We start from the raw sequence: 22,784 nt of genomic DNA, 5'->3' as shown, positions 1-22,784 counted from the left end.
TCACTTGCCTTCTGCCGCCTTCGTTCACTGCCTGAGCTAGTGCGACTGGCGGCGAAGGTCTAGGCGCATCCTAACGGAAAGGCGGCTCGTCGAAGGCGCGAAGCTTGCGCGAGTGAAGGGCGGCGCCCCCCTCCTCGGCGAGGCGCTCAAGCGTCTGGATCCCGATGCGGATATGTTCGCCGATGGCCCGCTCATAGAAACGGTTGGCGGCGCCAGGCAGCTTGATTTCGCCGTGCAGGGGCTTGTCGGAAACGCACAGCAGCACGCCATAAGGCACGCGCAACCGGTAGCCATTCGCGGCAATCGTCGCGCTTTCCATGTCGATGCCGATGGCGCGCGACTGGTTGAAGCGCCGTGCCGTCTCGGTGAAGCGCAGCTCCCAGTTGCGGTCATCGGTGGTGACGACCGTACCGGTGCGCAGGCGTTTCTTCAGCGCATCGCCCTGTTCGCCGGTGACGTCGGCGGCGGCCTGCTGCAGCGCGATCTGGACTTCCGCAATCGGCGGGACCGGGATATCCGGCGGCAGCACGCCGTCGAGGACATGGTCGTCGCGCAGATAGGCGTGAGCGAGCACATAATCGCCAATCTGCTGGGAGTGGCGCAGGCCGCCACAATGGCCAACCATGAGCCAGCACTCCGGGCGCAGCACCGCAAGGTGATCGGTGATCGTCTTCGCATTCGACGGGCCGACACCGATATTCACCAGCGTGATGCCGGTGCGCCCTTCAGCCATCAGGTGATAGGCCGGCATCTGGAAGCGGCGCCACGGCGCACCGTCGATAGCGGCTTTGGCTTCCGGCGTATTGCCGTCCACGGTCAGGCCGCCGGCAACAGACAGGCCAGTATAGCGCGATCCCTGTTCCAGCTGATCGACCGCCCAGTCGCAGAAGGCGTCGACATAGCGGTGATAGTTGGTGAACAGCACATAGCGCTGCATGTGCTCGACCGGCGTGCCAGTATAGTGGGCGAGCCGCTTCAGCGAAAAGTCTGTACGCGGGCCGTCGAACAGGGCGAGCGGGCGGCTGTCACCGGGCTCGTAGAGTTCGCCGTCGGCCACTTCATCGCCGATATTGTTGAGCTTGGGCGAGGGAAACCATTTGGCGAGCTCCGCCGGGCTGACTTCATCAAGCCCGCCTGCCTCGGCCTGGTCCCAGACATAGGCATACGGGATTTCCGAGCCGGACGGCTTCACCTCCACCTCGACCGGATAGTCACGCATCAGTGGCGTCAGCTGCTCGATCAGATAATCGCGGAAATAGTCGGGCCGCGTGATCGTGGAGTTATAGGTGCCGGCTTCGGACATCTTGCCGAAGGCCCGCGAGATCGGTGGCGGCGGGCCTTCCGGGTCATAGCGGATAATCAGGGCCGGGTAACAGAAGGCTCGTGACTGGCGCAGATCAGGGGCAGGGGGCGTGCCATCCTTGAGATAGCGCTCGAGGCACGTGGTCAGGGCGGTGACAGCATCCTCATAGAGGCTCTCAAGCGCGGCAACGACATCTTCAGGCGTTTCTAGTTTTGACATGCCTCCCGTTGCCGCAAAGCGTCGTGGGCGTCAATTCCGGTCGGACGCAATGGTGTAGATGATCGGCCCTTCTTCTCCCTCTGGCGAGCGGGTCAGGGGGACCAGCCAGTTCGGGATCCGTCCGGCCACAAGGTCCGCGGCGAAGCCGTCCGGCGCGTCTTTCGCATAGGTTTCCAGTTCGCGCAGGCCGGGGCAGAAAAGCAGGTGTGTTGCGCCTGTTATGCTGATCCTCTCGCGGGCGGCGGAGGTGGGTCCGCGAAACACGGCGAGTGTCATCTCAATGGCTGAGGGATTGCGGTGATAGGGCGCCGCTGTGGCGTAGTTGCGCGTGTAGTAGAGCAGCGGCGCGCCGAGATCGATGGGCGTGAAGACAATCATGCGTGGCGCAGCCACGATGGCATTGTAGCCGGACCTCGCCTTGCAGGCGGACGGGTTGGTACCGGCGGTGCTCGTCTTTTCCGGCACGAAGCGGGAGGCCATGGTCCAGCCAAGAGGGGAAATCGCAAGCGCCCCGGCAGTAAGGACGAGCACGGCCGGGATCCCGCGCTGCGTGTGCCAGCGGGAAAACAGCCAGCCAAACACCCATCCGCAGGCAATCGCGGAGAGGGCATGAGCAAGCGCCGCCGCCCTGAGCTGCCAGCTTGTCAGGATGAAGGCGACGGCGAGCAGCAGCAGAAGAGCACCATGCGACAGCCGTTTCGGATTGTCCGAGCGCGCCAGTCCGATAATCGCGCAAACGAGGCCCGCCAAAGCGAAGCCGTAGAAGAAGAGCGCCAGGGCCGTATCCTTGGCGATCACCGTGGTGAAGGGACGCGCTTCGGAAACGACGCTCAGCCAGCCTGAACGAACATCTTCCGGCAGCGCGGCATAGGGGCTGCCGATGCAGTCAGGATTGACCATTACGAAGCTCACCAGAGTCATGCCGCCAGCAAGCCCCATGGCGATGAGCCGCGTGCGCCAGTCATGCGTATGGGGCATGACCGTCGCGATGGCCGAGAGCCCTGCACCGGCAACCAGCAGGGCGACAAAGTGCGACTGGCCATAGGCATCGCACACCGCCCTGTGTCCGCCAGCGCCCGGCGCATCGAAAACATAGGCAATCAGCGCTGTAACGATGAGACCGCCCCCGAAAAACCGAAGCCGGTTGGTCTCTGCCTCACCCCGGATCAGCCAGGCAAAGCCAAAACAGAAGATGATAAGCCCCGCGGCCGGCAGGTTCTCGATCGCCACGGTGATAAGGGCGGCAACACATAGCGCGGCGATGGCGGCGGATCGTGCCGTCAGGCGCGGAGACAGCAGGCAGGCAAGCGCGGTCAGCGTCAGCGCGATCCCGAGACCATGATGGTCGATCCGGCCAGGCAGGAAGTTCACCATGGCGGCCGACGTGCAGAAGAAGAAGATACCGGCCAGCTGCCCACTGAGGGGCGAATTGAGACGGCGCAGGCAGGCGGCAAGCGCGGTCAGAACCCAGGCAAGCTGCATCAGCGGCCAGACCGTCATCGCCAGACCTTCCGCCATTTCGCGCCCGATCAGCGGCTGTGTGAGCAAGACGATACCGGCCAGAAAGATATCGGGCAGGCGCGACCAGTGCATCGCCCCGCCTTCCGGCGTGAGCAGCCGGGCCTGGTCGACATCATACCAGCTCTGTCCGGCGATCAGGTCGCGGACCTGCTGCATGCGCATCATGTCGTCGCTGCCGCGCAGGTCTCCTGACAGGACAGGGCCAGCCTGGGTCAGCGCATAGGCGAGCCCGACCACAATGAACAGCATCACCGGCCAGAGTGGCGTTTGACGGGGCTGCTTGGCGAGATTCATCGGCGCATCCGTAATCATGTCGGTTTCGTAACCAGGTATTCACCAGCCATTGGTATGCGCTGAATGTGGTTACTGAAAGGCTGACCGGATGAGCAGTGAAGCTGTGCGCGCCCCTGGGCCCTCGCCGCAACAGGACACGGCGCAGCCGCGCATTGCGGTGACCCTGCCCTGTTACAACGAGGCTGCGACCATCGCCGCCGTGATTGCCGATTTTCGCAAGGCACTTCCGGAAGCGGAAATCTATGTCTTCGACAATAATTCAACAGACGGCACCGCCGCGATCGCCCGTCAGGCGGGCGCGATCGTGCGCACCGAGACACGTCAGGGAAAAGGGTACGTCGTCCAGCGTATCTTCGCCGACGTCGAGGCCGATATCTATGTCATGGCCGATGGCGACGGCACCTATGATGCCGCGCTGGCGCCGACGCTGGTGGAGCTGATGAAGCGCAACCATGTCGAGATGGTTGTCGGCACACGTGCGAATGTGACGCGGGATGCCGGACGCGGCGGGCACGCCTTTGGCAACCGTATTTTCAATATCCTGTTCAATGCCATGTTCGGACGCCAGTTCACGGACATCTTCTCCGGCTATCGCGTCTTTTCACGCCGGTTCGCGAAGTCCTTCCCGGCAGTGTCGGGCGGCTTCGAGATCGAGACGGAAATGTCGGTGCATGCCTGCCAGATCGGTGTGCCGACAATGGAACGGCCAACGCCCTATGGCGTGCGTCCGGAAGAGTCGCCCTCCAAGCTGAAGACCTTCCGGGATGGCTTTCGCATTCTCGGCCTGTTCTTCATGCTGGCCAAGGAAACCCGGCCGGCGGCCTTTTTCGGCGCGATCGGCCTGGTCCTGACCGTCCTTGCTCTCACCTTGGCGGCACCGCTTCTTGTTACCTATTTCGAGACCGGTCTTGTCCCTCGCCTGCCGACAGCCGTGCTGTCCATGGGGCTTGTGATGATTGGTACCGTCTCGGCGGTGTGCGGGCTCATTCTCGACAGTCTCGCCCGGTCACGGCTTGAGGCGAAGCGCTCGGTCTTCCTCTCCTACCCGCCGGGGGATTGGCAGGCGTGACGCGCGACACGGTCCACCGGTTCGTGCGCTTTGCGCTGATCGGCGGGATCGGCTTCATCGTCGATGCTGGCGGGCTGCTCCTGATGATGCAGGCCGAGCTCAATGCGTTTCTTGCACGGGTCGTTTCCATCGCGCTTGCCATGCTGGTGACCTGGCGTCTCAATCGCGCGATCACCTTTGGCGCAAGTCATGACGGGCAGTTGCGCGAAGGTGCCCGCTATGCGCTCGTGGCGCTGGGTGTCGCGGCGCTGAACTATACGATCTATGCCGCGCTTCTGCTGGCCATTCCGGCTTGTCCGCCCCTCATCGCCACGGCACTGTCGACGGGCGCCTGCATGATTATCTCTTTTGCCGGATACGGCCGCTTCGCTTTCAGGAGTGCCTGACCGGCACCGCTAAAGACCGCTCGTCTGCAGGACGAGGAAGGCGATGCCATAGACCTGCAGCGCGATGAGCAGCAGCCCGCCTAGCAGGGCGAGAAAGAACCGGCCCCAGTGATGGCCCTGGCTCAGCGCGCACAGGCAGGCGCCGACCCCGCCAATCGTGGTCGACAGCGTCAGCGGATCAAGCCGGCCAAGCCCGAACGTCGAATCGAGAAGATAGACCAGCAGCGGCGCGCACAGCAGCACCACGCCGGTATAGAGAAGCGAATCGCGCATCATGCTCATGACTGTAATGACGCATGGGCGCGATCAAAGCTCCGCAACGCGCAGCAGCCGGTTTACTGGACGGGGATGGCCTTGGTCCGGCTGATCTCGGGCAGGATCTGTCCATCGAAAAGACAGGCATTAAGCGCACCGGCTTCCGGACGGTCCGGATCGGCCATATAGGCTCTCAGCCCGGCCATTGCGGCGGCATCCATGTCGGCCTCTTTGATCGGTTCGTTTGTGCGGGCCAGGACCTTGCGGGCGCGGCAGCGATAAAGACGGACATGGCGCAGCGCCTCGGCCTCGTCGCCGGCCCGCAGGCGGAACAGGGCGTTCAGCTGGCGCTCGGACGTGATGCTGAGGGCAGCGGGCCAGGCGGCCGCCTTCGGCTTGGCAATCCAGAGATAGGAGACCTGCGTTTCCGGGTTGGTCTCCAGAAAGCGGACACGAATAAGCTCGCCTTGCGGGGTCTCCTCGATACCGACATCCGCCAGCCCGTAGCGCACGAGCCGGGACATCCAGTGCTCGATGGCCTCGTCACGCAGCTTCAGCGCGTAGGTGTCCTCGCCCAGCGCAAAGCGTACGGCGGCATGCATCAGCAGGGTCTCGCTGTCTGTGGTATAGCCCATTGCCTCGAAGTGCCGGGCCGCATCGTCGACATTGCCCGCCCAGGCGGCGGCCATGCCGGCGATCTCATGGGCACTGCCGGCTTCCGGACGCTCCGGGCAGGCCTTGAGGAAGGCCTCGGTGACAGACTGGCGATAGGCGGGTGTGGCTTCTTCCTGCGGATCCTCCAGCAGGACCTGCCAGGCAGCGACATCAGACAGGCCGCAGCCCTGATCGTCCACCGCGTCGGCAAACGCATAGCGCTGCATGCCGGAATAGGTCGAAATTACCGAGACGAGCAGCGCGCTGAGATAGCGCAGGAGGCGTTTGCGCATGGGTCACCCTTGGCTGGTTACCTTTTGATAACCAATCCGGCCTGCAAGCGCGATGCCGTTAACTGTAAGGGGGATCAGCCCGTAAAGGCGCGGATCGTCCAGATCAGGCCGGTCACGAGGATGGCCAGCGAGACAGGAACGACGATCATGGGCCGGTACAGGTCCATGCGCGAGGCCTGCTTCAATACCCCGCGGAAATAGAGCGAGGCGGCGAAGGCCAGGCCGATGACGGCGATATGCGCGACTTCGAGTCCCAGATTGAAGCCGATCAGTGTGCCGAAACCTGTATCACCCGTCACAGGGATGGCCTCATAGATAAGACCGAAGCTCATGCCGTGGATCAGGCCGTAAACGAAGACGAGCCCGGTCTTGAACTTTGTCATCCGCCCGAACAGCAGGTTCTCAGCCGCCGCCAGCACGATGGTCAGCGGGACAAGCCAGGCCAGCGGTCCGGCGGGCACCTGGACCACGCCGAACGCGACCAGCCAGAGGGTCAGGATATGGCCGGCCATCCAGGCGAAGACCTGGGCGAGAAGCGGCCCGGTGCGGGGGCTGGCGAGGAAGATCGCCAGCAGGAAGAGGATCTGCTCATTGCCGCCCGGCAGGACGACGCTGAGGCCGACCGGAAGGAAGCCGGTAAAGCCGCTCGCGCCGAGGGCGCTCGCGGTCATGGCCGAGGCGGCAGGGGCGAGGAGACCCGCCATCGCCAGCAGGACGCACAGGCTGGCAGCCTGGCGCGCAGCCTTCGTGGCGGGTGTCAGATCAAAGGCGAAGCGGCTCATCATCATGCTGTCCGTTTCCGGGAACAAAGGAACCTGGCATGCTCTCATGGTCATGGCCATCATGGCCGTGACTGCGCAGCGGCGTCATGACCAGCAGGATGGCGGCAACGGCCCCGAGGCCCACCGCGCCGACGCCCTTGACCGGCGTCATCTCCTTCAGCGGCGACATGAGCGGACCCGTGGCGACGAAGAGGAGAAGGCCGGCAGAGACGGCAAAGAGGGAGCCTATGGCCTGCATGTCGAGCCCGTACATGAACGGTCCGGCGACGATGACGCCAAGGGGCGTGGTCGCGGCAGCTGCAAGGAAGGCAAACCAGAATGCTGTAACATTAGGCACACCGTACCGGCGCAGGATTGCGAAAGCGATAACGCCCTCGGGAAACTCATGCAGCGTCAGGCCAAGCGCTGCATAAACCCCTGAAGAGAAGCTCGCCGCGAAGGTTACGGCATAGATCACCCCGTCAATGAAGGAGTGGATGGAAATCGCGATGATCGGCGTCAGCGCCTCATGGCGATGAACCTTGCCATCCTTCTCCGGAAAGATGACCCGGACGAGATTGTTAAGCAGCAATCCGCCGAAGAAACCCACGGCCAGCCAGACCGGGGCCATGGTCGAGAGCGAAAACGCCTCCGGAACGATGTGCAGGAAGGCGAGCGTCGTCAGCATGCCGGCCGCCGCCAGGCCAAAGACGGAGGCATTGCGCTCGGTCCATGGCGCACGCTGGGCCACGAAGACCAGCCCGACCGTCGTGCAGAAGGCCGCAATGAGCCCGAAAAATAACGGCGCCTGCAGGGAATCCCACATGAATTCGATTTACCTTGCCTGTGGTATGCTTGCCGTGCTGCGGTCTGCACAAATGAATGGCGTGTTGCCCCTCACCAAATGTTATAGTATAGCAACAGCTTAATTGCGAACGTTTTTTTGTTCCTGAACAGTGGCCTCACCAGAAAGGCTGTTTGATGCGTCCTCTCTTCCTTGCTCCGGGCCTTCTTGCGGCCTGCTTTCTCGCAGCCGCCTGTGACCCCCAGCCCGATGCCACCTCCAAGGAAATGACCGGGCCGCAAGGGGCGTCCTCCGCAACACAAGATGTGGCCGGGACCGGGACCCAGCCTGACGCGGCGCAGCCGGGCGAGGCCGGGCATGATGGCACCGCCGAGGCGAACCACCCTGAGGCAGGCAGCCGGCTGGAAGCCCATGTCCATGGCCATGCAGAGCTGGCGGTCGCTGTCGATGGCGATGAAGTGACGCTGACCTTCGAGGCCCCGCTCATGTCGCTCGTCGGCTTCGAGCATGAGGCGCAGACCGATGAGCAGGACGCCGCCCTTCAAGAGGTCAAGGATACCTTCACGGTGCCGGGCAGCATGGTCGCCTTCAACCGCGAAGCCGCCTGCCTGCCGCTGATGACCACATCCGGCACGCATATGACCGGCGACCATGGCGGGCTTGAGGTCGAGCACGTCTATACCTGCGACGCGCCCGACAAGATCCGCACGATCGAATTCCTGCTCATGGACAGATATCCGAACCTGCAGGCGATTGGCGCGGTCTACCTGTCGGAGACAAGCCAGGTGGCCACCGAGCTGTCGCCCGGTAACCCTGTCCTGAAGGTTCGCTGAGCCTTGACGGATAGCAAGGCAGTCAGCATCCGCAATCTCGAATTTGCCTGGCCCGACAGCCCGGTGCTTCTTGACATTGCCTCGTTCGAGCTGAAGCGCGGTGAGCGCCTTTTCCTGCGTGGACCGAGTGGCTCCGGCAAATCGACCCTGCTCGGCCTGATCGCCGGTGTGCTTGAGCCGCAGGCCGGGCATGTCGAGGTGCTGGGCGAGGACATGGCGGCACTCCCCGGGTCAAAGCGGGACCGGTTGCGCGCTGACTGCCTCGGCGTGATCTTCCAGATGTTCAACCTCGTGCCGTATCTCTCCGTCGTCCAGAATGTGACGCTGCCCTGCCGGTTTTCCGCCGGCCGGCGTGAGGCGGTTGGCGGGCATCCGGTCGAGGAGGCGAAACGTCTGCTGGCCCGGCTCGGCCTGACAGACGCAAATTTGCTTGAGCGGTCGGTGACGGAGCTTTCCGTCGGCCAGCAGCAGCGCGTCGCGGTGGCCCGCGCCCTGATCGGCGGTCCGCAACTCCTCATCGCCGACGAGCCGACCTCGGCGCTCGACGCTGATGCGCGTGACCGCTTCATCGAACTCCTCAACGAAGAGGCGTCCCGGTCCGGCGCGGCTCTGCTTTTCGTCAGTCATGACGGTGCCCTGGCCAGCCACTTTGATCGCGGCGTCGATCTCGCCGAGATCAACCAGGCGAGGGCCATGACATGACGGGTATCCTTGGTCTCGCCTGGCGCAGCCTGATGAACCGGCGCGGCTCAGCCCTGCTGACCATCCTTGCTGTGGCGCTGTCGGTGGCGCTCTTCCTCGGCGTCGACAAGGCCCGCAATGGTGCGCGCGCCGGCTTTGACAACACAATTGCCGGAACCGACCTGATCGTCGGGGCCCCGACCGGCCAGATCAACCTCCTGCTCTATTCGGTTTTCCGGCTTGGCAACGCGACCGCCGAGATCAGCTGGGACACGTACCAGGACGTTGCGGCCCGGGACGACATTGCCTGGACGGTCCCGGTTTCGCTGGGCGACAGCCATCGCGGTTTCCGCGTCATGGGCACGGACCAGTCCTATTTCGAACACTACAAATATGGTGACGGACAGCCGCTGCGCGTCGTGGAAGGTGAGCGCTTTGCCGATATTTACGAGGCGGTTATCGGCGCGGCTGTGGCCCGTGAGCTGGGCTATGGGATCGGGAGCGAAATCGTCCTGACCCACGGTCTTGGCGCGGGCGGCCTGACCGATCACGAGAACCGCCCCTTCATCGTGAAGGCCGTCCTCGCCCCCACGGGCACGCCGGTCGACCAGACCATCCACATCCCGCTCGAAGGCATGACGGCGATCCATGTCGGCTGGGAAAGCGGGACGAAAAACCCGATGGCCGACACGATCACCGAAGAGATGATCCGCAGTTTCGACCTGACGCCGAAATCCATTACGGCGGTCTTTGTCGGGCTGGAGCGGCGCGGCACCATCCTGTCGACGCAGCGCGCCCTGAACACCCGCCCCGGCGAGCCGCTGCTGGCGATCATTCCCGGCGTAGCGCTTGGCGAGCTCTGGCAGGTGACCAGCGTGGTCGAGCGGGCGCTCATCGCGGTGTCGATCTTCGTCATCGCGGTGGGACTCGTCTCGGTCCTGACCAGCATCCTGACCAGTCTGAACGAGCGCCGCCGCGAAATGTCGATCCTGCGCGCGACCGGGGCCCGGCCGGGGCATATCTTCTTTCTGATGGTGGCTGAAGCCGGGTTGCTTGGCTTTATCGGGGCCGTGACCGGCATTGTCCTCGTCCAGGTGGGCCTGATCCTGCTCGGGCCTGTGCTGGCCAGCAGCTATGGCGTGCAGCTCTCCGGGCTCGGCCTGTCGTTGACCGACCTCTGGACACTGCTGGCGGTTACCGGGGCCGCCCTGCTCATCGGCGTAGTCCCGGCTATTACCGCGCTGCGCCGCTCGCTGGCCGACGGACTGACGGTGAAGCTCTAGAGGGTGTCGTGTGTTTTCTCCTTGGATGCCCGTAAAGTTTGGACCTAGATTGAGACCTATGAAACAGACCTTCCTTGCTGCGTCCGCTCTCGCACTCCTGATGACCGCCGCCTGTGGCGGGCAGGAAAGCGCGCCGTCCGAAACCTCCAGCCCGGCGCCTGCGGCCGACACCGCTGAAGCGTCTGCGCCACAGGCCCAGCTCGCCAAGGATGAGACCTCCTCCGATGGCCCGGAGATTGGTGAACGCGTGCCGGACCCGGACGAACGCGACAGTTCGATCGCTGCGGCCAGTGCTGCCGAAAAAGCCAAGGCGGACGCAGTCGCCGCACGCGGCGTGACCGAGATCGGATGGGAAGAATTGATGCCGGAGGGCGAGGAAGAGCGCCTCGCCGAAATGTATCAGGCGCAAATGGCGCGGCTCTATTCCGGCGGCGGTGTCGCGGAAGGCTCAGCCGCCGACCAGGCGATCCAGATCGGCACGTTCAACACTGTGGACGAGATCATGGGCCAGGCGGCTGACGGGATGAAGATCCGCCTGCCGGGCTACACCGTGCCCTTCGAGTACGGCAAGGATGCCCAGATCAGCGAATTCCTGCTGGTGCCTTATTATGGCGCCTGCCTGCACGCGCCGCCCCCGCCGCCGAACCAGACTGTCTTCGTCAAGACCGAAGAGCCGATCAAGCTCAAGGATCTCTCCCAGGCCGTCTGGATCGAGGGCACTCTGCGGGTTGAGACACAATCCTCCGACCTCGCCGATGCGGCCTATACGATCGAGATGACCGGCTGGGAAATCTACGAATACTAGGTTTGGGCCTGATAAGACGAAGGGCGTCGCCAGATAGGCGCCGCCCTTCGAAATACGCTACAAACTCTACTGGTCCGCGTTGTCGCTGAAACTCGTTAAGAGCTTATGACTGCTTGGCCAGCAGGTTGCGGATTTCTTCGAGCAGCACCTCCTGGCGCGGCGGGGCCGGGACTTCGGCCGGTGCTTCATCCTGCTTGCGCTTCATGGCGTTGATCCCCTTCACCAGGAAGAAGAGCGCGAAGGCCATGATCACGAACGAGATCACATTGTTGATGAACAGGCCGTAGGCGATCACCGGGGCGCCAGCCTCATTTGCCGCCGCCAGGGAATCGTACTGGTTGCCATCAAGCGGCAGGATAAGGTCTGCAAAGTCGACCCCGCCCAGCAACAGGCCGAGAGGCGGCATCATGATGTCGTTGACCAGCGATTTCACGATGGTCGAAAACGCCCCACCGAGAATGAAACCGACCGCCAGGTCGACCAGATTGCCCTTTGCGGCAAATTCCTTGAACTCATTGAACATTTTCCCCTCCTGACTGGGCGCGCCCTGTTTGGCTGCGCGACATTCACGGGCTTTTGCCGTTGCGTCAATATAGAAGGGAAAAGGGGAAAGGGCCGTCTAGCGGGCTTCCGGATCGGTACCGCCATTCACCCGTGCCCGGAGATCCTTGCCGGGCCGGAAGAACGGAACCGCCTTCGCCTCGACATGGACCTTCTCGCCCGTGCGCGGATTGCGGCCGACGCGCGGTTTTCGCTCGCGGACAGAGAAGGCACCGAAGCCGCGTAATTCGACCCGGTTCCCTTCGGCCAGTGCCTGAGCAATCTCCTCAAGAATGACAGCGACGATCTTCTCGAGATCGTCGTGTTTGAGGTGGCTATATTCGGCCGCCAGCTTGGCGATGAGTTCTGACCTGAGCATAGCTTTGATTGTAAACGAAATTTGGGGCGGAAACCAGTGGCTCCGCCCCAAACATTATCTTGCTTTTTTGTCATGTGACGGAGGAAGTCCCCGTCAGACCGGCTTATTCGCCGTCATCGTCCTTCTCGGCTTTCGCCTTGGTGGTCGATTTCTTGGCGGTAGACGTCGACTTTTTAGTAGTCGTTGACTTCTTGGCAGCCGCTTTCTTCTTCGGCTTCTCTTCAGCCTCAGCATCGGCGTCTTCAGCCACTGCTTCAGCTTTGTCGTCAGCCTCGGCTTCAACTTCGTCAGACTTGGTCTCAGCTTCATCAGCCGTTTCCGTTGTCTTGTTCGAAGCCTTCTTTGCCTTGGAGGTCGGTGCTTCGTCTTCTGCGCCTTCCTCCTGATCGGACTTGCCGAGGGCTGCGCCGAGAATGTCGCCGAGCGATGCCCCGCTGTCAGCAGAACCGTACTGTTTCACGGCTTCCTGCTCCTCGGAGATCTCGAGCGCCTTGATGGACACCGACACGCGGCGGGCCGCCTTGTCGAGTTGCGTCACCTTGGCGTCGAGCTTGTCGCCGACGGAGAAGCGTTCCGGACGCTGTTCCGAACGGTCGCGCGACAGGTCCGAGCGACGGATGAAGGCCGTCATGGCAGGCTCGCCGAACTGGACCTCGATGCCACCGGAGGTGACTTCGCTGACCGTGCAGGTGACGATCGAACCGCGACGGACATCCATGTCGGTCATCGGGTCGCCGGCAAGCTGCTTGATGCCGAGCGAGATACGCTCTTTCTCGACATCGACGTCCAGCACCTTGGCGCGAACAACGTCACCCTTGTTGAAGTTGGCAATCGCCTGCTCGCCCGGCACGTCCCACGAAATGTCGTTGATGTGGACCATGCCGTCGAGTTCCGGGCCGAGACCGATGAACAGGCCGAATTCCGTGATGCCACGAACTTCGCCTTCGACTTCGGTGCCGGACGGATGCTCTGCCATGAAGGCCGACCACGGATTGTCCTGGGTCTGCTTCAGGCCGAGCGAGATGCGGCGCTTCTCGGCGTCGACATCGAGAACCTCGACCATGACCTCTTGCGAGGTGGAGACGATCTTGCCCGGATGGACGTTCTTTTTCGTCCAGCTCATTTCGGAAACGTGGATCAGGCCTTCGACGCCGTCTTCCAGTTCCACGAAGGCACCATAGTCGGTGATGTTGGTCACGGTGCCCGGGAGGCGCGTGCCGACCATGTACTTGCTCTCGACGCCTTCCCACGGATCGGCTTCGAGCTGCTTCATGCCAAGCGAGATACGCTGGGTCTCGGTGTTGATCTTGATGATCTGCACTTTGACCGTGTCGCCGACATTCACGACCTGGCTCGGATGGTTGATCCGCTTCCAGCTCATGTCGGTGACGTGCAGCAAGCCGTCGATGCCGCCGAGATCCACGAACGCACCGTAATCGGTGATGTTCTTCACGACGCCCTCGCGGACATCGCCTTCGGTCATCGCTTCGACGATTTCGGCGCGCTGTTCGGCACGGCTCTCTTCAAGGATCGCACGGCGCGAGACAACGATGTTGCCGCGGGCGCGGTCGAGCTTGAGGATCGCGAAGGGCTGGACTTCACCCATAAGCGGGGAGACGTCGCGCACCGGACGGATGTCGACCTGCGAACCCGGAAGGAAGGCGTTGACGCCGCCGAGGTCGACGGTGAAGCCACCCTTCACGCGGCCGGAGATCGCGCCCTTCACGGGCTCGTCCTTGTTGTAGCTGTCCTCGAGCTTGATCCAGCTCTCTTCGCGGCGTGCCTTGTCGCGCGACAGGACGGCTTCGCCCATCAGGTTCTCGATACGGTCGAGGAAAACCTCGACGATGTCGCCGACCGTGGGCTTTTCTTCTTCGAGAAGGAATTCCTTCATCGCCACCCGGCCTTCGACCTTGAGGCCGACGTCCAGGATCAGCTGGTCACCGTTGATCGCGACGACAGTGGCAGGGACCACGCGGCCTTCCTGCAGCGTCGTTGCGCCGGTGGAGTCTTCGAACATCGCGGCAAAATCGTCGGTGCTCGGATTCATGGTTTGGGTATCAGACATTGTTTCTCCAAAGGGTCTGATCAACGCGGTTCGGGGCGCCTAAGCGGAATTGCCGGCGCGTACACGCTGTCAGTCTTTATGCTGGAACGGGCGGAGGCGAGGCTTTTGGATTTGGAGCCAGTTTGCTCCAGAGCCTGCTACTCCTGACGGGCCATGACCGCTTCGACGGTCGCCCGCGCCTTTTCCACAGCCGCGTCTATAGTCAGATGAGTGGTATCGATCAAGACCGCGTCTGCCGCCATTTTCATCGGGGCGTCCTTGCGGGACCGGTCGCGTTCGTCGCGCTCGTGAAGTTGGCGGATCAGCTCCTCGATCGTGATCGGGTCGCCGGCGGCGGCCAACTCGCGGTGGCGGCGCTCGGCGCGCACCTCGGTATCGGCATCGACCCAGAGCTTCACATCGGCATCTGGGCAGACGACGGTGCCGATGTCGCGGCCATCGAGGACGGCGCCGGTCGGCTGTTGGGCGAAGGTACGCTGAAGCTCGAGAAGCGCTGCGCGGACCTCGGGGATCGCGGCCACTTTGGAGGCCGCTGCGCCAGCCTCTGCGGTACGCAGGTCGGCTTCTTCATAGATGCCCGGGTCGAGCGTCGAGGCGAGTTCGGCCAGCCCTTTCGCATCATCCAGCGGCACGCCCGCGCGCATGGCAGCCACGCCGGTCGCGCGATAGAGGCGGCCGGTATCCATGTGCGGCAGGCTGTAATACGCAGCAATCCGCGTTGCGATGGTGCCCTTGCCCGAGGCGAGTGTTCCGTCGATGGCGATAATCATCGCGCCGAAATGCGCGATGCGGCCCGCAAGGTCAACAGAGCTTGCCAAGCAATGCCAGTCGGGTCCATCACGCCCTGTCAGCGGACGACCGGGAAGGCGGGTCATGAACGAACTCTGTGCGGAACGCCAATGGGTGTGCGAGGCGATGCGGCGCATCAATGCCGACTTTAACCGCTCCGCCGACACCCATCTCATCAAGCTCGACCTGCCGGGCTTTCCCGACCAGACGCTGTACCTGAAAGACGAGTCCATACACCCCTCCGGCAGCCTGAAGCACCGGCTCGCCCGCTCGCTCTATCTCTATGGTCTGTGCAATGGCCGGATCGGGCCGGACACGGTCATCGTTGAAAGCTCGTCAGGCTCCACCGCGGTTTCGGAAGCCTATTTTGCGAAAATCCTCGGCCTGCGTTTTATCGCTGTTCTGCCGGAAGGCACCGCCCAGAAGAAGATCGACCAGATCGCTTTCTATGGCGCGGAGACGCATGCCGTGCCCGCGCCTGAGATCTATGCCGAAGCCGAGCGGATCGCGGCCGACCTTGGCGGCCACTACATGGACCAGTTCACCTTTGCCGAACGGGCCACCGACTGGCGCGGCAACAACAATATCGCCGAGAGCCTGTTTGCCCAGCTCGCGCTGGAGCAGCACAGCATCCCCGATTGGGTGGTGATGAGCGCCGGCACCGGCGGCACATCAGCGACGATCGGGCGCTATATCCGCTACCGTGCAGACCTCGCGGAGAAGACGCAGCTCTGCGTTGCCGATCCGGAGAATTCAGTTTTCTACGATCACTTCATGACCGGCGACCCGGATCTGAGGATCAATGGCCGGTCACGGATCGAGGGGATTGGGCGTCCGCGCGTCGAAGCTTCCTTCCAGCCGCGCATCATCGACCGGATGATGCAGGTGCCGGACGCGGCCTCGCTGGCGACCATCCACTGGCTGGAAACCGTGATCGGGCGCAAGTGCGGCGGTTCTACGGGCACGAATGTATGGGCGGCGCTCACCCTGATGGCGGAGATGCGGGATGCCGGCCAGGCCGGCAGCATTGCCACGCTGATCTGCGATGGCGGGGAGCGCTATCTCGATACCTATTACGATGCGGGCTGGCTGGAGAAACAGGGGCTCGATCTCGATCCGCACCTGAAGGAGATCGCTGCGCTGACGGTCTAGGCTGCCCCTTCCCCCGGCCCCACCTTTCGGTGGGGAGGCGGAGAGGTCGTTCAGGGGCTCAGCGTCAGGCTGACTCCAGCGCCCCTTCGATGGCGGTCGCATTCTGCTGATCAAACGCCGACAAGGTGATCTTGATGTCGTGTTTCTTCGCATAGGGGCGGCACTCATGCACGGCGACACCGGCGGCCTCGTTCACGGGGAAGCCGTACGCCCCGGTCGAGATGGCGGGGAAGACAATGGAGGTGAGCTCGCGCTCGATCAGCGCGTCGAGGCATTTGCGATAGCACGATGCCAGCAGCTCTGCCTCGCCCTCATTGCCGCCGCGCCAGACCGGTCCAACCGTATGGAAGATCAGCCGGTCGCCGAGCCCGAAGCCTTCGGTGACGCGGACCTCGCCGGTCGGGCAGGGCGCGAGCGGGCGGCACGCCTCTTTCAGCTCGGGTCCGGCGGCCCGGTGGATCGCGCCATCGACGCCGCCACCGCCCATCAGCGAGGAATTGGCCGCGTTGACGACTGCGTCGCAATCCACGTCCAGCAGGTTTCCGCGATATAGCTCCAGTGTGCCCTTCATGGCTGGCTCCTTGTCTTCTGTCTGATGGCTCAACGCATGGCTGCGCGGCAAGGTGCCGAGGCCTGAAAAACAAACCGCCGCCCGGATCGTCCGGACGGCGGCATTGGTCAGATGGTTCTGAGCCTATTCGGCGTCGGTCTCGGCTGCTTCCGGTTCGTCAGCCGGCATCGCCGCAACTGCCGCTTCAAGGCCATCGACATACTCGGCGCCTGCCAGCACCTGGATGGTCGAGCCCTCGAAGGCCGTCCCATAGGTCTCATGACGTCCGCCGAGACATTCCGACAGGAAGCCTTCCATCACCGAGTAGAAGGCGAGCCGGTTTTCCGGACGGGCAAAGCCGTGGCCTTCATCGGGGAAGTTCACATAGGTCACCGGCAGGCCCTTCTCCTTCATCGTCTCGACCAGCTGGTCGGATTCCAGCTTGGTGACGCGCGGGTCGTTCTCGCCCTGGCCGATCAACAGTGGCACGGAGATGTCATCGACGCGCGAAATGGCTGAGCGCGAGAGCATGTCTTCACGCTCTTCCGGCACCGACGGGTCGCCGACGAACTTGTACCAGGTGCCTTCCATGAAGGGCTTCCAGTATTCCGGGAAGCTCTCCACCAGGGTGACGAGGCTCGACGGACCGACAATGTCCACGCCGCAGGCGAAGGTGTCTGGCGTGAAGGTGACACCGATCAGTGTCGCATAGCCGCCATAGGAGCCACCCGCGATGGCGGTCTCGTCCGGATCTGCGATGCCCTCTTCGACGGCCCAGCTCACGCTGTCGATCAGGTCGTCATGCATCTTGCCGGCAAACTCGCCGACGGCGGCATTGAGGAATTCCTTCCCGAAGCCGGTGGAGCCGCGATAATTGACCGACAGGACCCCGTAGCCACGATTGGCGAGCCATTGGTGCCATGAATTGTAGCCATAGGAGTCGCGCGCCCACGGGCCGCCATGGACGTTGAGCACCATCGGCACCGGCTCTTCCGGGCGGCCATCGCCGTCAGCGTCAGAGCCTGGCGGCAGGGTCAGGTAAGAGACCAGCGTCAGGCCGTCTCGGGCCTCGATCTCGACCGGATACATGGGTTGCAGCGGCGCCTCGGCGAGGTCGGGCCGGGTCTCGAACATCTCGGTCAGCGTCTTCGCGCCGCGGTCATAGACGTAATAGACACCGGGCGCGACAGCCGATTCCGAATAGACGACCATGCGCGACAGGTCATCGGTGGTGGCCAGGACCTGGAAGTCGCCTTCCAGTTCGGAGTCGAGGAAAGCGAGATCCTCGGCCGCGTCGTCCGTCAGGGCTTCCCACTCGCTGCGAAGATATTCCGACGCATACGCCATCGGCTCATAGGTTGTCGGGTGGAGCAGGGCGTCGCTGATGTCGGCCTTGTCGTCTTCGGCAATGACCTCGACCGAGCCATCGTCGGCGTCGATCTTCACCAGCGCAGCGGTGTCGCGGCCCCGGCTATCCACGGCATAGAACGCATCGTTCGATCCGTTGAAGCCGATCGGGTTGGTGGTGAGGAAGTCCTCCGCCGGGATCGAGGTGAGCTCATTGCCCTCCATGTCGACAATGCTCGCGCCGCCATCGGGCGTCTGCACCAGGCCGAAGCGCGGGGTCAGGCTGTTATCGATCAGCCAGCCGGCATAGCCCGGATTTTCGGCCGCCAGCTCCATCTCGCCCGTGGCGACATCCACCAGGTAGAGATCGAAGAGCTGCGGATTGCGGTCGTTCAGCCCGATCAGGACCTTGCCGGGTGTCTCGCGCGAGACACCCTGGATGAGGGCACGGACGCCGTCCTCGACAGGGGTGAGGTCACGCACTTCGCCGGTTTCGACGTTTGAGGCGTAGACGTGGAAGTTCTCGTCGCCACCCTTGTCCTGCGTGTAGTAGACGTATTTCGAGCTTGGCGCCCAGAAGTGGCTGCGCAAGCCGCGATAGGTGTCGTTGGTGATCGGCTCTGCGGCGTCCGGGTCGGAGGCCGGGGCGACCCAGATGTTCATCACCCCGTCGACCGGCGCGATCCAGCTTACATACTCCCCATCAGGGCTGATGCGGCCCTGCGTCTTTTCCGGATTGCCGAAGATCGCGGCGCGGTCGATCAGGGCATAGTCTTCAAGGCTGGCAGCCTCGGTTGCCTCGTCCAGGCCGGCGGCCGCATCGGCAGGCGCGGTCGACGTTTCCGTCTCGGCATCAAGGCTGGTGGTTGTGTCATTGGCCGTACAGGCCGCGAGCACGGCAATCGCCGCGCTGGTGACGAGAATGCGTTTCATTGGAGCCCTCCATCAGGTTATATATCGAATATCGATATTCTCCTGTGACGGGAAAGGCAAGCGATATTAAGGATTTATTTCGTGGGCACCCTTGGGCCTCAGCCTGCGCGGATGTCAGCTCCCAGCTGCTCCATATGCGCCATGAAGTCCGGATAGGAGGTCGCGATCATGCCGGGATCGTCGATGGAGACGGGCTTCTGCGTGGCTGTGCCCATGACCAGCGCACTCATCGCGATGCGGTGATCGTGATGGGTCTCGACAAGGCCGCCACCAGGCGGCGGGCCGCCGCAGCCCTGTACGACGAAGCCGTCCGCGCGCTCCTCGACCTCCACACCGTTTACCCTCATCATGGCGACCACAGCAGCGATGCGGTCGCTTTCCTTCACGCGCAATTCCTCTGCGCCGGTGACGACCGTCTCGCCCTCGGCGAAGGCGGCAAGCACCGACAGGATCGGAAATTCGTCAATCATCGAGGCGACGAGCCGCTCCGGAATGGCCCGGCCCTTCAAGCTTGCGCTTGCGGCCTGCAGGTCGACCAGCCGCTCACCGGCGGCATCCCCGATCTCCTCGGCGCCGAGGCCTGCGCCCATCATGGCGGCGGCCTGGAAGAACCCGTCGCGGGTTTCGTTCGACATTACGTTTTCCACCACCACGCCGCCGGACGGTGAGATCAGAGCACCAGCGATCAGGAAGGCCGTGGATGACGGGTCGCCCGGGATGACGGTATCGACCGGGGTCAGCGTCTGGCCGCCTTCGATCGATACGGTCTGGCGTGTGCCGCCGGCCGGCCGTGTGGAGAGTTTCACGCCGAAGCCGCGCAACATCTTCTCGGTATGGTCGCGGGTGGGCCGGCTCTCGGTGACGGTGGTCGTGCCGTTGGCATTGAGACCGGCGAGCAGGATGCAGGACTTTACCTGCGCGGAGGCCTGTTCCGGCTCGAAGTCGATGGCGCTCAGCGCCGCGGAGCCATGCAGGGTGAGGGGCAGCATGCCGCCGCCATCATGATCGAATCGCGCACCCATCCGCTCCAGCGGTTTCAGCACCCGGTTCATCGGCCGCTTCGACAGGCTGGCATCGCCCACCAGCCGGGCGGTGAGCGGGTAGCCGGCCATCAGGCCGATCATCAGGCGTGAGCCGGTGCCGGAATTACCGAAGTCGATGTCACCGGCCGGAGAGCGCAGACCGGCCTCCCCAACGCCCGATACCATCCATTTGCCGGGGCCTGTCTGTTCCACGGTGGCGCCCAGCGCGGCCATGGCGAGCGCGGTATTGATGACATCCTGACCCTCGAGCAGGCCGGAGATTTCCGAGGTGCCATCGGCCAGGCCGGCAAACATCAGCGCACGGTGTGAACAGGACTTGTCGCCGGGCGCCCTGACGACGCCCTGAAAGCTGAGAACGGGGTGGGATGTCCAGGCCAATCGCATCTCCTCTGCACAAGCACGCGAAAAGCGCTTTGACAGGGGCGCGCCTTTCTGGCAAGCGCCCCCCCATCATTTCAATCCAGGTGCGGAGACCAAAGACCGATGGCCGATCCCGATCTTGGTATCAAACAGATTTGCCCAAACTGCGAAGCCAAGTTCTACGACCTGAACAAGCGCCCCGCAGTCTGCCCGAAATGCCAGACCGAGTTTGATCCGGATGATGACGAAATCCGGACGACCAGCGCGAAGCTGAAGGCAAAGCGTGCGAAGAGCGCCGTTCCGAAGGACGACGACGAGGACGATCTCGAGGAAGAAGAGAACAAGCGTCGCAAGAAGAAGAAAGCCGTCGCGAAAGACGATGATGACGACGGCGACGATGATGACGACGAGTATGAAGAAGAGGACGATGACGAGGAGGAAGACGAAGCCTCCCGCGAACTCGGCTCTGACGCAGACGAAGTCGTTCTCGAAGGCGGCGATGAGGAAGAAGACGATGAGGCAGCGCCCGGCAAGGTGCCGGCCGGCTTCAACGAGGACGGCATCGACGACGACGATGACGATGATGACGAGGCGGATATCTCGCTCGACGATGACGAGGAAGACTTCGAGCTCGACGAGGATGATCTCGACCTCGACGACGATCTTGACGTCGACGATGACGATGATGAGGAAGACGACGCCGGGGATGCCGGCGACGATGATGAGGACGACAAGAAGTCCTGACAAATGGACTTGATCAGGAGCGCGTGAGTCTCTAATTCACGCGTCTCCGGTGAATTGGGGCCTTAGCTCAGCTGGGAGAGCGCCTGCATGGCATGCAGGAGGTCAGCGGTTCGATCCCGCTAGGCTCCACCATTCATTCCGGATAGCCCTTCGAGCCAAAAATCAGTCCGGGCGACTGATTTTACGGAATGCTCCGGCAGGGGCTGTAAGATTGATCCCGTATCGTCACTGTGTTCCTCACATGGATCGCGCTCAGGGCCGAACCAGTTCGCTGCGCGCCTTGCGCCTGCCGGTGCTGTCTGGAAAAGTCCCGGCCGACGCCACCGGACCAAAGCCATGCAGCTTCTCTTCCTCTATGGGCCGCCCGCGGCCGGCAAGTATACGATCGCGAAAGAGGTCGCCGAGCGTACGGGCCTGCCGCTCTTCCACAACCATCTCGTCGTCGATGCCGTCGCCTCCGTCTTTCCATTCGGTAGCGAGAACTTCGTCCGTCTGCGCGAGCAGTTCTGGATCGAGATCTTCCGGGCTGCCGCAGAAGAAGGCCGGTCCCTGATCTTCACCTTCCAGCCGGAGCCGAGCGTAGCGGCTGATTTTCCGAAAAGGGTTGCTGCCCTCTACAGCAAGGCGGGTGGCGAAACGCTCTTCATCCGCCTGAGACTTTCGCTCGAAGAGCAGCTCAATCGCATCGACAGTGTCGACCGGGCCAGGTTCGGAAAGCTGCGCGACAGGAGGCTGCTTCTTGATCTCCATGAGCAGTTCACGGCCTGTGAGGCCGCCATGCCGGAACCTCGGCTGACGATCGATACAGGTGATGTCTCCGCCGAGACGGCGGGAGCGCACATCGCCGGCCTGGTCGCGACAGGCTGAGCCGCCCCTCCCAGATTCCTTCAATACGATCCATCAATAATTTCAGCCCTTTCCGCCTGCTTCCGGCCGGAACGGGCGCATGCTCCCTCACGTTTCTGCATCACACAGAGAGACGGAGAACACACATGCATACGCTGACCCTGCAGTCGGTCGAAAAGGTTACCCACGACGTCAACCGATACGTCTTCGACAAGCCCGATGCGCTGTCCTACACACCCGGCCAGGCCTTCGACCTTGCGCTCGATCGTGAGGGCTGGCGTGATGACAAGCATCCCTTCACACCGACCAGCCTGCCGAATGAGAGCAATCTCGAATTCACCATCAAGACCTATGTCGAACATGACGGCATGACCAAGCGTCTGGCCGAGCTGAAGCCTGGAGATGCCGTTCTGGCGGATGAGCCGTGGGGCGCCATCCAGGATGAGGGGCCCGGCTGGTTTATTGCCGGGGGAGCTGGTGTCACACCCTTCATCGCCATCCTGCGGGAACGCCTGGCCGAGCACGGCACACTGGCAGGCTGCGAGCTCATCTTCTCGAACAAGACCGAGGACGACATCATCTACCGCCAGATGTTCGAACGCATGCCCGGCCTCAGCACCTGGTTCACGGTGACCGGCCAGAACGGCGCAAGTGTCCATACCGGCCAGATCAACCGGGACCTGCTGGCCAGCCGTATCGAGCCGGGCAAGGGCAAATGCTATGTCTGCGGGCCGGATGCGATGCTCGACGACATGTCCGAGGCCCTGAAGGCGGTCGGTGTGCCGGAAGACGATATCATTACCGAGGAGTTCGACTGACGCTGAAAAAGGGCGAATCTGAATGCCTGTTCAGGCTCGGCGTAGAAAGTGAG

22 protein-coding genes, 1 tRNA gene and 1 pseudogene are annotated in these 22,784 nt (G+C 63.0%); 11 read left to right on the top strand and 13 right to left on the bottom strand.

Annotation, left to right across the window (positions count from 1 at the left end):
• Positions 1 to 70: 70 nt before the first annotated feature.
• Both Q1K29_RS02755 and Q1K29_RS02750 read right to left on the bottom strand, forming a co-directional pair.
• On the bottom strand, positions 71 to 1,522 hold the full coding sequence (locus tag Q1K29_RS02755) for an AMP nucleosidase (protein WP_300391332.1): 1,452 nt from the start codon (positions 1,520 to 1,522) through the stop codon (positions 71 to 73).
• A 30-nt stretch (positions 1,523 to 1,552) separates the two neighbouring features.
• Positions 1,553 to 3,355, bottom strand: a complete 1,803-nt coding sequence (locus Q1K29_RS02750) for a hypothetical protein (RefSeq protein WP_300391330.1) — start codon at positions 3,353 to 3,355, stop codon at positions 1,553 to 1,555.
• A gap of 70 nt (positions 3,356 to 3,425) precedes the next feature.
• On the opposite strand from Q1K29_RS02750, the gene Q1K29_RS02745 reads away from it, so the two are divergent.
• Together Q1K29_RS02745 and Q1K29_RS02740 are read left to right on the top strand one after the other, a co-directional pair.
• The gene (locus Q1K29_RS02745) at positions 3,426 to 4,406 is read left to right on the top strand and encodes a glycosyltransferase (protein ID WP_300391327.1); all 981 of its coding nucleotides are present in this window, start codon (positions 3,426 to 3,428) and stop codon (positions 4,404 to 4,406) included.
• Positions 4,403 to 4,792, top strand: coding sequence for a GtrA family protein (locus tag Q1K29_RS02740; protein ID WP_300391324.1), 390 nt, complete (start codon positions 4,403 to 4,405; stop codon positions 4,790 to 4,792). The genes Q1K29_RS02745 and Q1K29_RS02740 overlap by 4 nt, the downstream gene beginning before the upstream one ends.
• 9 nt (positions 4,793 to 4,801) lie before the next feature.
• On the opposite strand, the gene Q1K29_RS02735 is transcribed toward Q1K29_RS02740, so the two are convergent.
• The 4 genes from Q1K29_RS02735 to Q1K29_RS02720 form a co-directional block, all read right to left on the bottom strand.
• The gene (locus Q1K29_RS02735; RefSeq protein ID WP_300391321.1) at positions 4,802 to 5,068 is read right to left on the bottom strand and encodes a hypothetical protein; all 267 of its coding nucleotides are present in this window, start codon (positions 5,066 to 5,068) and stop codon (positions 4,802 to 4,804) included.
• Between the two features lie 59 nt (positions 5,069 to 5,127).
• Positions 5,128 to 5,994, bottom strand: a complete 867-nt coding sequence (locus Q1K29_RS02730; RefSeq protein ID WP_300391316.1) for a hypothetical protein — start codon at positions 5,992 to 5,994, stop codon at positions 5,128 to 5,130.
• Between the two features lie 74 nt (positions 5,995 to 6,068).
• Positions 6,069 to 6,782 (bottom strand): HupE/UreJ family protein, encoded by a 714-nt coding sequence (locus Q1K29_RS02725; protein ID WP_300391314.1) that lies wholly within the window; start codon positions 6,780 to 6,782, stop codon positions 6,069 to 6,071.
• Positions 6,757 to 7,581 (bottom strand): ZIP family metal transporter, encoded by an 825-nt coding sequence (locus tag Q1K29_RS02720; RefSeq protein WP_300391311.1) that lies wholly within the window; start codon positions 7,579 to 7,581, stop codon positions 6,757 to 6,759. The genes Q1K29_RS02725 and Q1K29_RS02720 overlap by 26 nt, the downstream gene beginning before the upstream one ends.
• A gap of 155 nt (positions 7,582 to 7,736) precedes the next feature.
• Here Q1K29_RS02720 and Q1K29_RS02715 point away from each other — a divergent pair, with 155 nt between their 5' ends.
• Genes Q1K29_RS02715 through Q1K29_RS02700 form a run of 4 tightly spaced genes read left to right on the top strand, consistent with a single transcriptional unit; the run spans position 7,737 to position 11,162 of the window.
• Positions 7,737 to 8,393, top strand: coding sequence for a DUF2796 domain-containing protein (locus Q1K29_RS02715; protein WP_300391308.1), 657 nt, complete (start codon positions 7,737 to 7,739; stop codon positions 8,391 to 8,393).
• Positions 8,394 to 8,396: 3 nt separating this feature from the next.
• Positions 8,397 to 9,095 carry an ABC transporter ATP-binding protein gene (locus tag Q1K29_RS02710; protein ID WP_300391305.1) on the top strand — a complete coding sequence of 233 codons (699 nt, stop codon included), beginning with the start codon at positions 8,397 to 8,399 and terminating at the stop codon, positions 9,093 to 9,095.
• Positions 9,092 to 10,357 carry an ABC transporter permease gene (locus Q1K29_RS02705; protein ID WP_300391300.1) on the top strand — a complete coding sequence of 422 codons (1,266 nt, stop codon included), beginning with the start codon at positions 9,092 to 9,094 and terminating at the stop codon, positions 10,355 to 10,357. The genes Q1K29_RS02710 and Q1K29_RS02705 overlap by 4 nt, the downstream gene beginning before the upstream one ends.
• Positions 10,358 to 10,415: 58 nt before the next feature.
• Entirely contained in the window at positions 10,416 to 11,162 is a 747-nt protein-coding gene (locus Q1K29_RS02700) for a DUF3299 domain-containing protein (protein ID WP_300391297.1), read from the top strand.
• A 103-nt stretch (positions 11,163 to 11,265) separates the two neighbouring features.
• Here Q1K29_RS02700 and mscL read toward each other — a convergent pair whose 3' ends face one another.
• The 4 genes and pseudogenes from mscL to cmk form a co-directional block, all read right to left on the bottom strand.
• Entirely contained in the window at positions 11,266 to 11,685 is a 420-nt protein-coding gene (mscL, locus tag Q1K29_RS02695; RefSeq protein ID WP_300391294.1) for a large conductance mechanosensitive channel protein MscL, read from the bottom strand.
• 96 nt (positions 11,686 to 11,781) lie between these two features.
• The gene (locus tag Q1K29_RS02690; protein WP_300391291.1) at positions 11,782 to 12,081 is read right to left on the bottom strand and encodes an integration host factor subunit beta; all 300 of its coding nucleotides are present in this window, start codon (positions 12,079 to 12,081) and stop codon (positions 11,782 to 11,784) included.
• 385 nt (positions 12,082 to 12,466) lie between these two features.
• Positions 12,467 to 14,149 (bottom strand): annotated as a pseudogene (gene rpsA, locus Q1K29_RS02685) (30S ribosomal protein S1); the annotation flags it as partial.
• A 137-nt stretch (positions 14,150 to 14,286) separates the two neighbouring features.
• The gene (gene cmk, locus Q1K29_RS02680; protein WP_366524163.1) at positions 14,287 to 14,919 is read right to left on the bottom strand and encodes a (d)CMP kinase; all 633 of its coding nucleotides are present in this window, start codon (positions 14,917 to 14,919) and stop codon (positions 14,287 to 14,289) included.
• 103 nt (positions 14,920 to 15,022) lie between these two features.
• On the opposite strand from cmk, the gene Q1K29_RS02675 reads away from it, so the two are divergent.
• Positions 15,023 to 16,090: a PLP-dependent cysteine synthase family protein gene (locus tag Q1K29_RS02675; protein ID WP_300391282.1), complete on the top strand. Its 1,068-nt coding sequence runs from the start codon at positions 15,023 to 15,025 to the stop codon at positions 16,088 to 16,090.
• A gap of 64 nt (positions 16,091 to 16,154) precedes the next feature.
• On the opposite strand, the gene Q1K29_RS02670 is transcribed toward Q1K29_RS02675, so the two are convergent.
• From Q1K29_RS02670 to aroA, 3 genes are all read right to left on the bottom strand, one after another.
• Positions 16,155 to 16,661, bottom strand: a complete 507-nt coding sequence (locus Q1K29_RS02670) for a macro domain-containing protein (RefSeq protein ID WP_300391279.1) — start codon at positions 16,659 to 16,661, stop codon at positions 16,155 to 16,157.
• A gap of 123 nt (positions 16,662 to 16,784) precedes the next feature.
• A complete protein-coding gene (locus tag Q1K29_RS02665) occupies positions 16,785 to 18,920 on the bottom strand; it encodes a S9 family peptidase (protein ID WP_300391276.1) in 2,136 nt (711 codons plus the stop codon).
• A 98-nt stretch (positions 18,921 to 19,018) separates the two neighbouring features.
• Positions 19,019 to 20,347: a 3-phosphoshikimate 1-carboxyvinyltransferase gene (gene aroA, locus Q1K29_RS02660; RefSeq protein ID WP_366524150.1), complete on the bottom strand. Its 1,329-nt coding sequence runs from the start codon at positions 20,345 to 20,347 to the stop codon at positions 19,019 to 19,021.
• Between the two features lie 99 nt (positions 20,348 to 20,446).
• Between aroA and Q1K29_RS02655 the strand changes: the two genes are divergently transcribed.
• The 4 genes from Q1K29_RS02655 to Q1K29_RS02640 all read left to right on the top strand — a co-directional run bounded on the left by Q1K29_RS02655 (position 20,447) and on the right by Q1K29_RS02640 (position 22,731).
• Positions 20,447 to 21,067 (top strand): TIGR02300 family protein, encoded by a 621-nt coding sequence (locus tag Q1K29_RS02655; RefSeq protein ID WP_300391270.1) that lies wholly within the window; start codon positions 20,447 to 20,449, stop codon positions 21,065 to 21,067.
• Between the two features lie 56 nt (positions 21,068 to 21,123).
• Positions 21,124 to 21,199: transfer RNA gene (locus Q1K29_RS02650), tRNA-Ala, on the top strand.
• A gap of 204 nt (positions 21,200 to 21,403) precedes the next feature.
• A complete protein-coding gene (locus tag Q1K29_RS02645; RefSeq protein ID WP_300391268.1) occupies positions 21,404 to 21,934 on the top strand; it encodes an AAA family ATPase in 531 nt (176 codons plus the stop codon).
• 125 nt (positions 21,935 to 22,059) lie between these two features.
• Positions 22,060 to 22,731: an FAD-binding oxidoreductase gene (locus Q1K29_RS02640; RefSeq protein WP_300391265.1), complete on the top strand. Its 672-nt coding sequence runs from the start codon at positions 22,060 to 22,062 to the stop codon at positions 22,729 to 22,731.
• The last annotated feature ends 53 nt before the right edge of the window (positions 22,732 to 22,784 follow it).

It is taken from the genome of Henriciella sp. (assembly GCF_029937755.1).
Taxonomy (GTDB): Bacteria; Pseudomonadota; Alphaproteobacteria; order Caulobacterales; family Hyphomonadaceae; genus Henriciella.
This window is presented reverse-complemented; position numbering and strand designations above follow the sequence as displayed.

Bases quoted from the DNA above. Each gene is read 5' to 3' on its own strand.
- Q1K29_RS02640 (WP_300391265.1), top strand. From the start codon at position 22,060: ATGCATACGCTGACCCTGCAGTCGGTCGAAAAGGTTACCCACGACGTC.
- Q1K29_RS02755 (WP_300391332.1), bottom strand. From the start codon at position 1,522: ATGTCAAAACTAGAAACGCCTGAAGATGTCGTTGCCGCGCTTGAGAGC.
- Q1K29_RS02645 (WP_300391268.1), top strand. From the start codon at position 21,404: ATGCAGCTTCTCTTCCTCTATGGGCCGCCCGCGGCCGGCAAGTATACG.
- Q1K29_RS02725 (WP_300391314.1), bottom strand. From the start codon at position 6,782: ATGATGATGAGCCGCTTCGCCTTTGATCTGACACCCGCCACGAAGGCT.
- mscL (WP_300391294.1), bottom strand. From the start codon at position 11,685: ATGTTCAATGAGTTCAAGGAATTTGCCGCAAAGGGCAATCTGGTCGAC.
- Q1K29_RS02655 (WP_300391270.1), top strand. From the start codon at position 20,447: ATGGCCGATCCCGATCTTGGTATCAAACAGATTTGCCCAAACTGCGAA.
- aroA (WP_366524150.1), bottom strand. From the start codon at position 20,347: ATGCGATTGGCCTGGACATCCCACCCCGTTCTCAGCTTTCAGGGCGTC.
- Q1K29_RS02750 (WP_300391330.1), bottom strand. From the start codon at position 3,355: ATGATTACGGATGCGCCGATGAATCTCGCCAAGCAGCCCCGTCAAACG.
- Q1K29_RS02665 (WP_300391276.1), bottom strand. From the start codon at position 18,920: ATGAAACGCATTCTCGTCACCAGCGCGGCGATTGCCGTGCTCGCGGCC.
- Q1K29_RS02745 (WP_300391327.1), top strand. From the start codon at position 3,426: ATGAGCAGTGAAGCTGTGCGCGCCCCTGGGCCCTCGCCGCAACAGGAC.
- Q1K29_RS02690 (WP_300391291.1), bottom strand. From the start codon at position 12,081: ATGCTCAGGTCAGAACTCATCGCCAAGCTGGCGGCCGAATATAGCCAC.
- Q1K29_RS02670 (WP_300391279.1), bottom strand. From the start codon at position 16,661: ATGAAGGGCACACTGGAGCTATATCGCGGAAACCTGCTGGACGTGGAT.
- Q1K29_RS02720 (WP_300391311.1), bottom strand. From the start codon at position 7,581: ATGTGGGATTCCCTGCAGGCGCCGTTATTTTTCGGGCTCATTGCGGCC.
- Q1K29_RS02700 (WP_300391297.1), top strand. From the start codon at position 10,416: ATGAAACAGACCTTCCTTGCTGCGTCCGCTCTCGCACTCCTGATGACC.
- cmk (WP_366524163.1), bottom strand. From the start codon at position 14,919: ATGATTATCGCCATCGACGGAACACTCGCCTCGGGCAAGGGCACCATC.
- Q1K29_RS02735 (WP_300391321.1), bottom strand. From the start codon at position 5,068: ATGATGCGCGATTCGCTTCTCTATACCGGCGTGGTGCTGCTGTGCGCG.
- Q1K29_RS02705 (WP_300391300.1), top strand. From the start codon at position 9,092: ATGACGGGTATCCTTGGTCTCGCCTGGCGCAGCCTGATGAACCGGCGC.
- Q1K29_RS02715 (WP_300391308.1), top strand. From the start codon at position 7,737: ATGCGTCCTCTCTTCCTTGCTCCGGGCCTTCTTGCGGCCTGCTTTCTC.
- Q1K29_RS02675 (WP_300391282.1), top strand. From the start codon at position 15,023: ATGAACGAACTCTGTGCGGAACGCCAATGGGTGTGCGAGGCGATGCGG.
- Q1K29_RS02730 (WP_300391316.1), bottom strand. From the start codon at position 5,994: ATGCGCAAACGCCTCCTGCGCTATCTCAGCGCGCTGCTCGTCTCGGTA.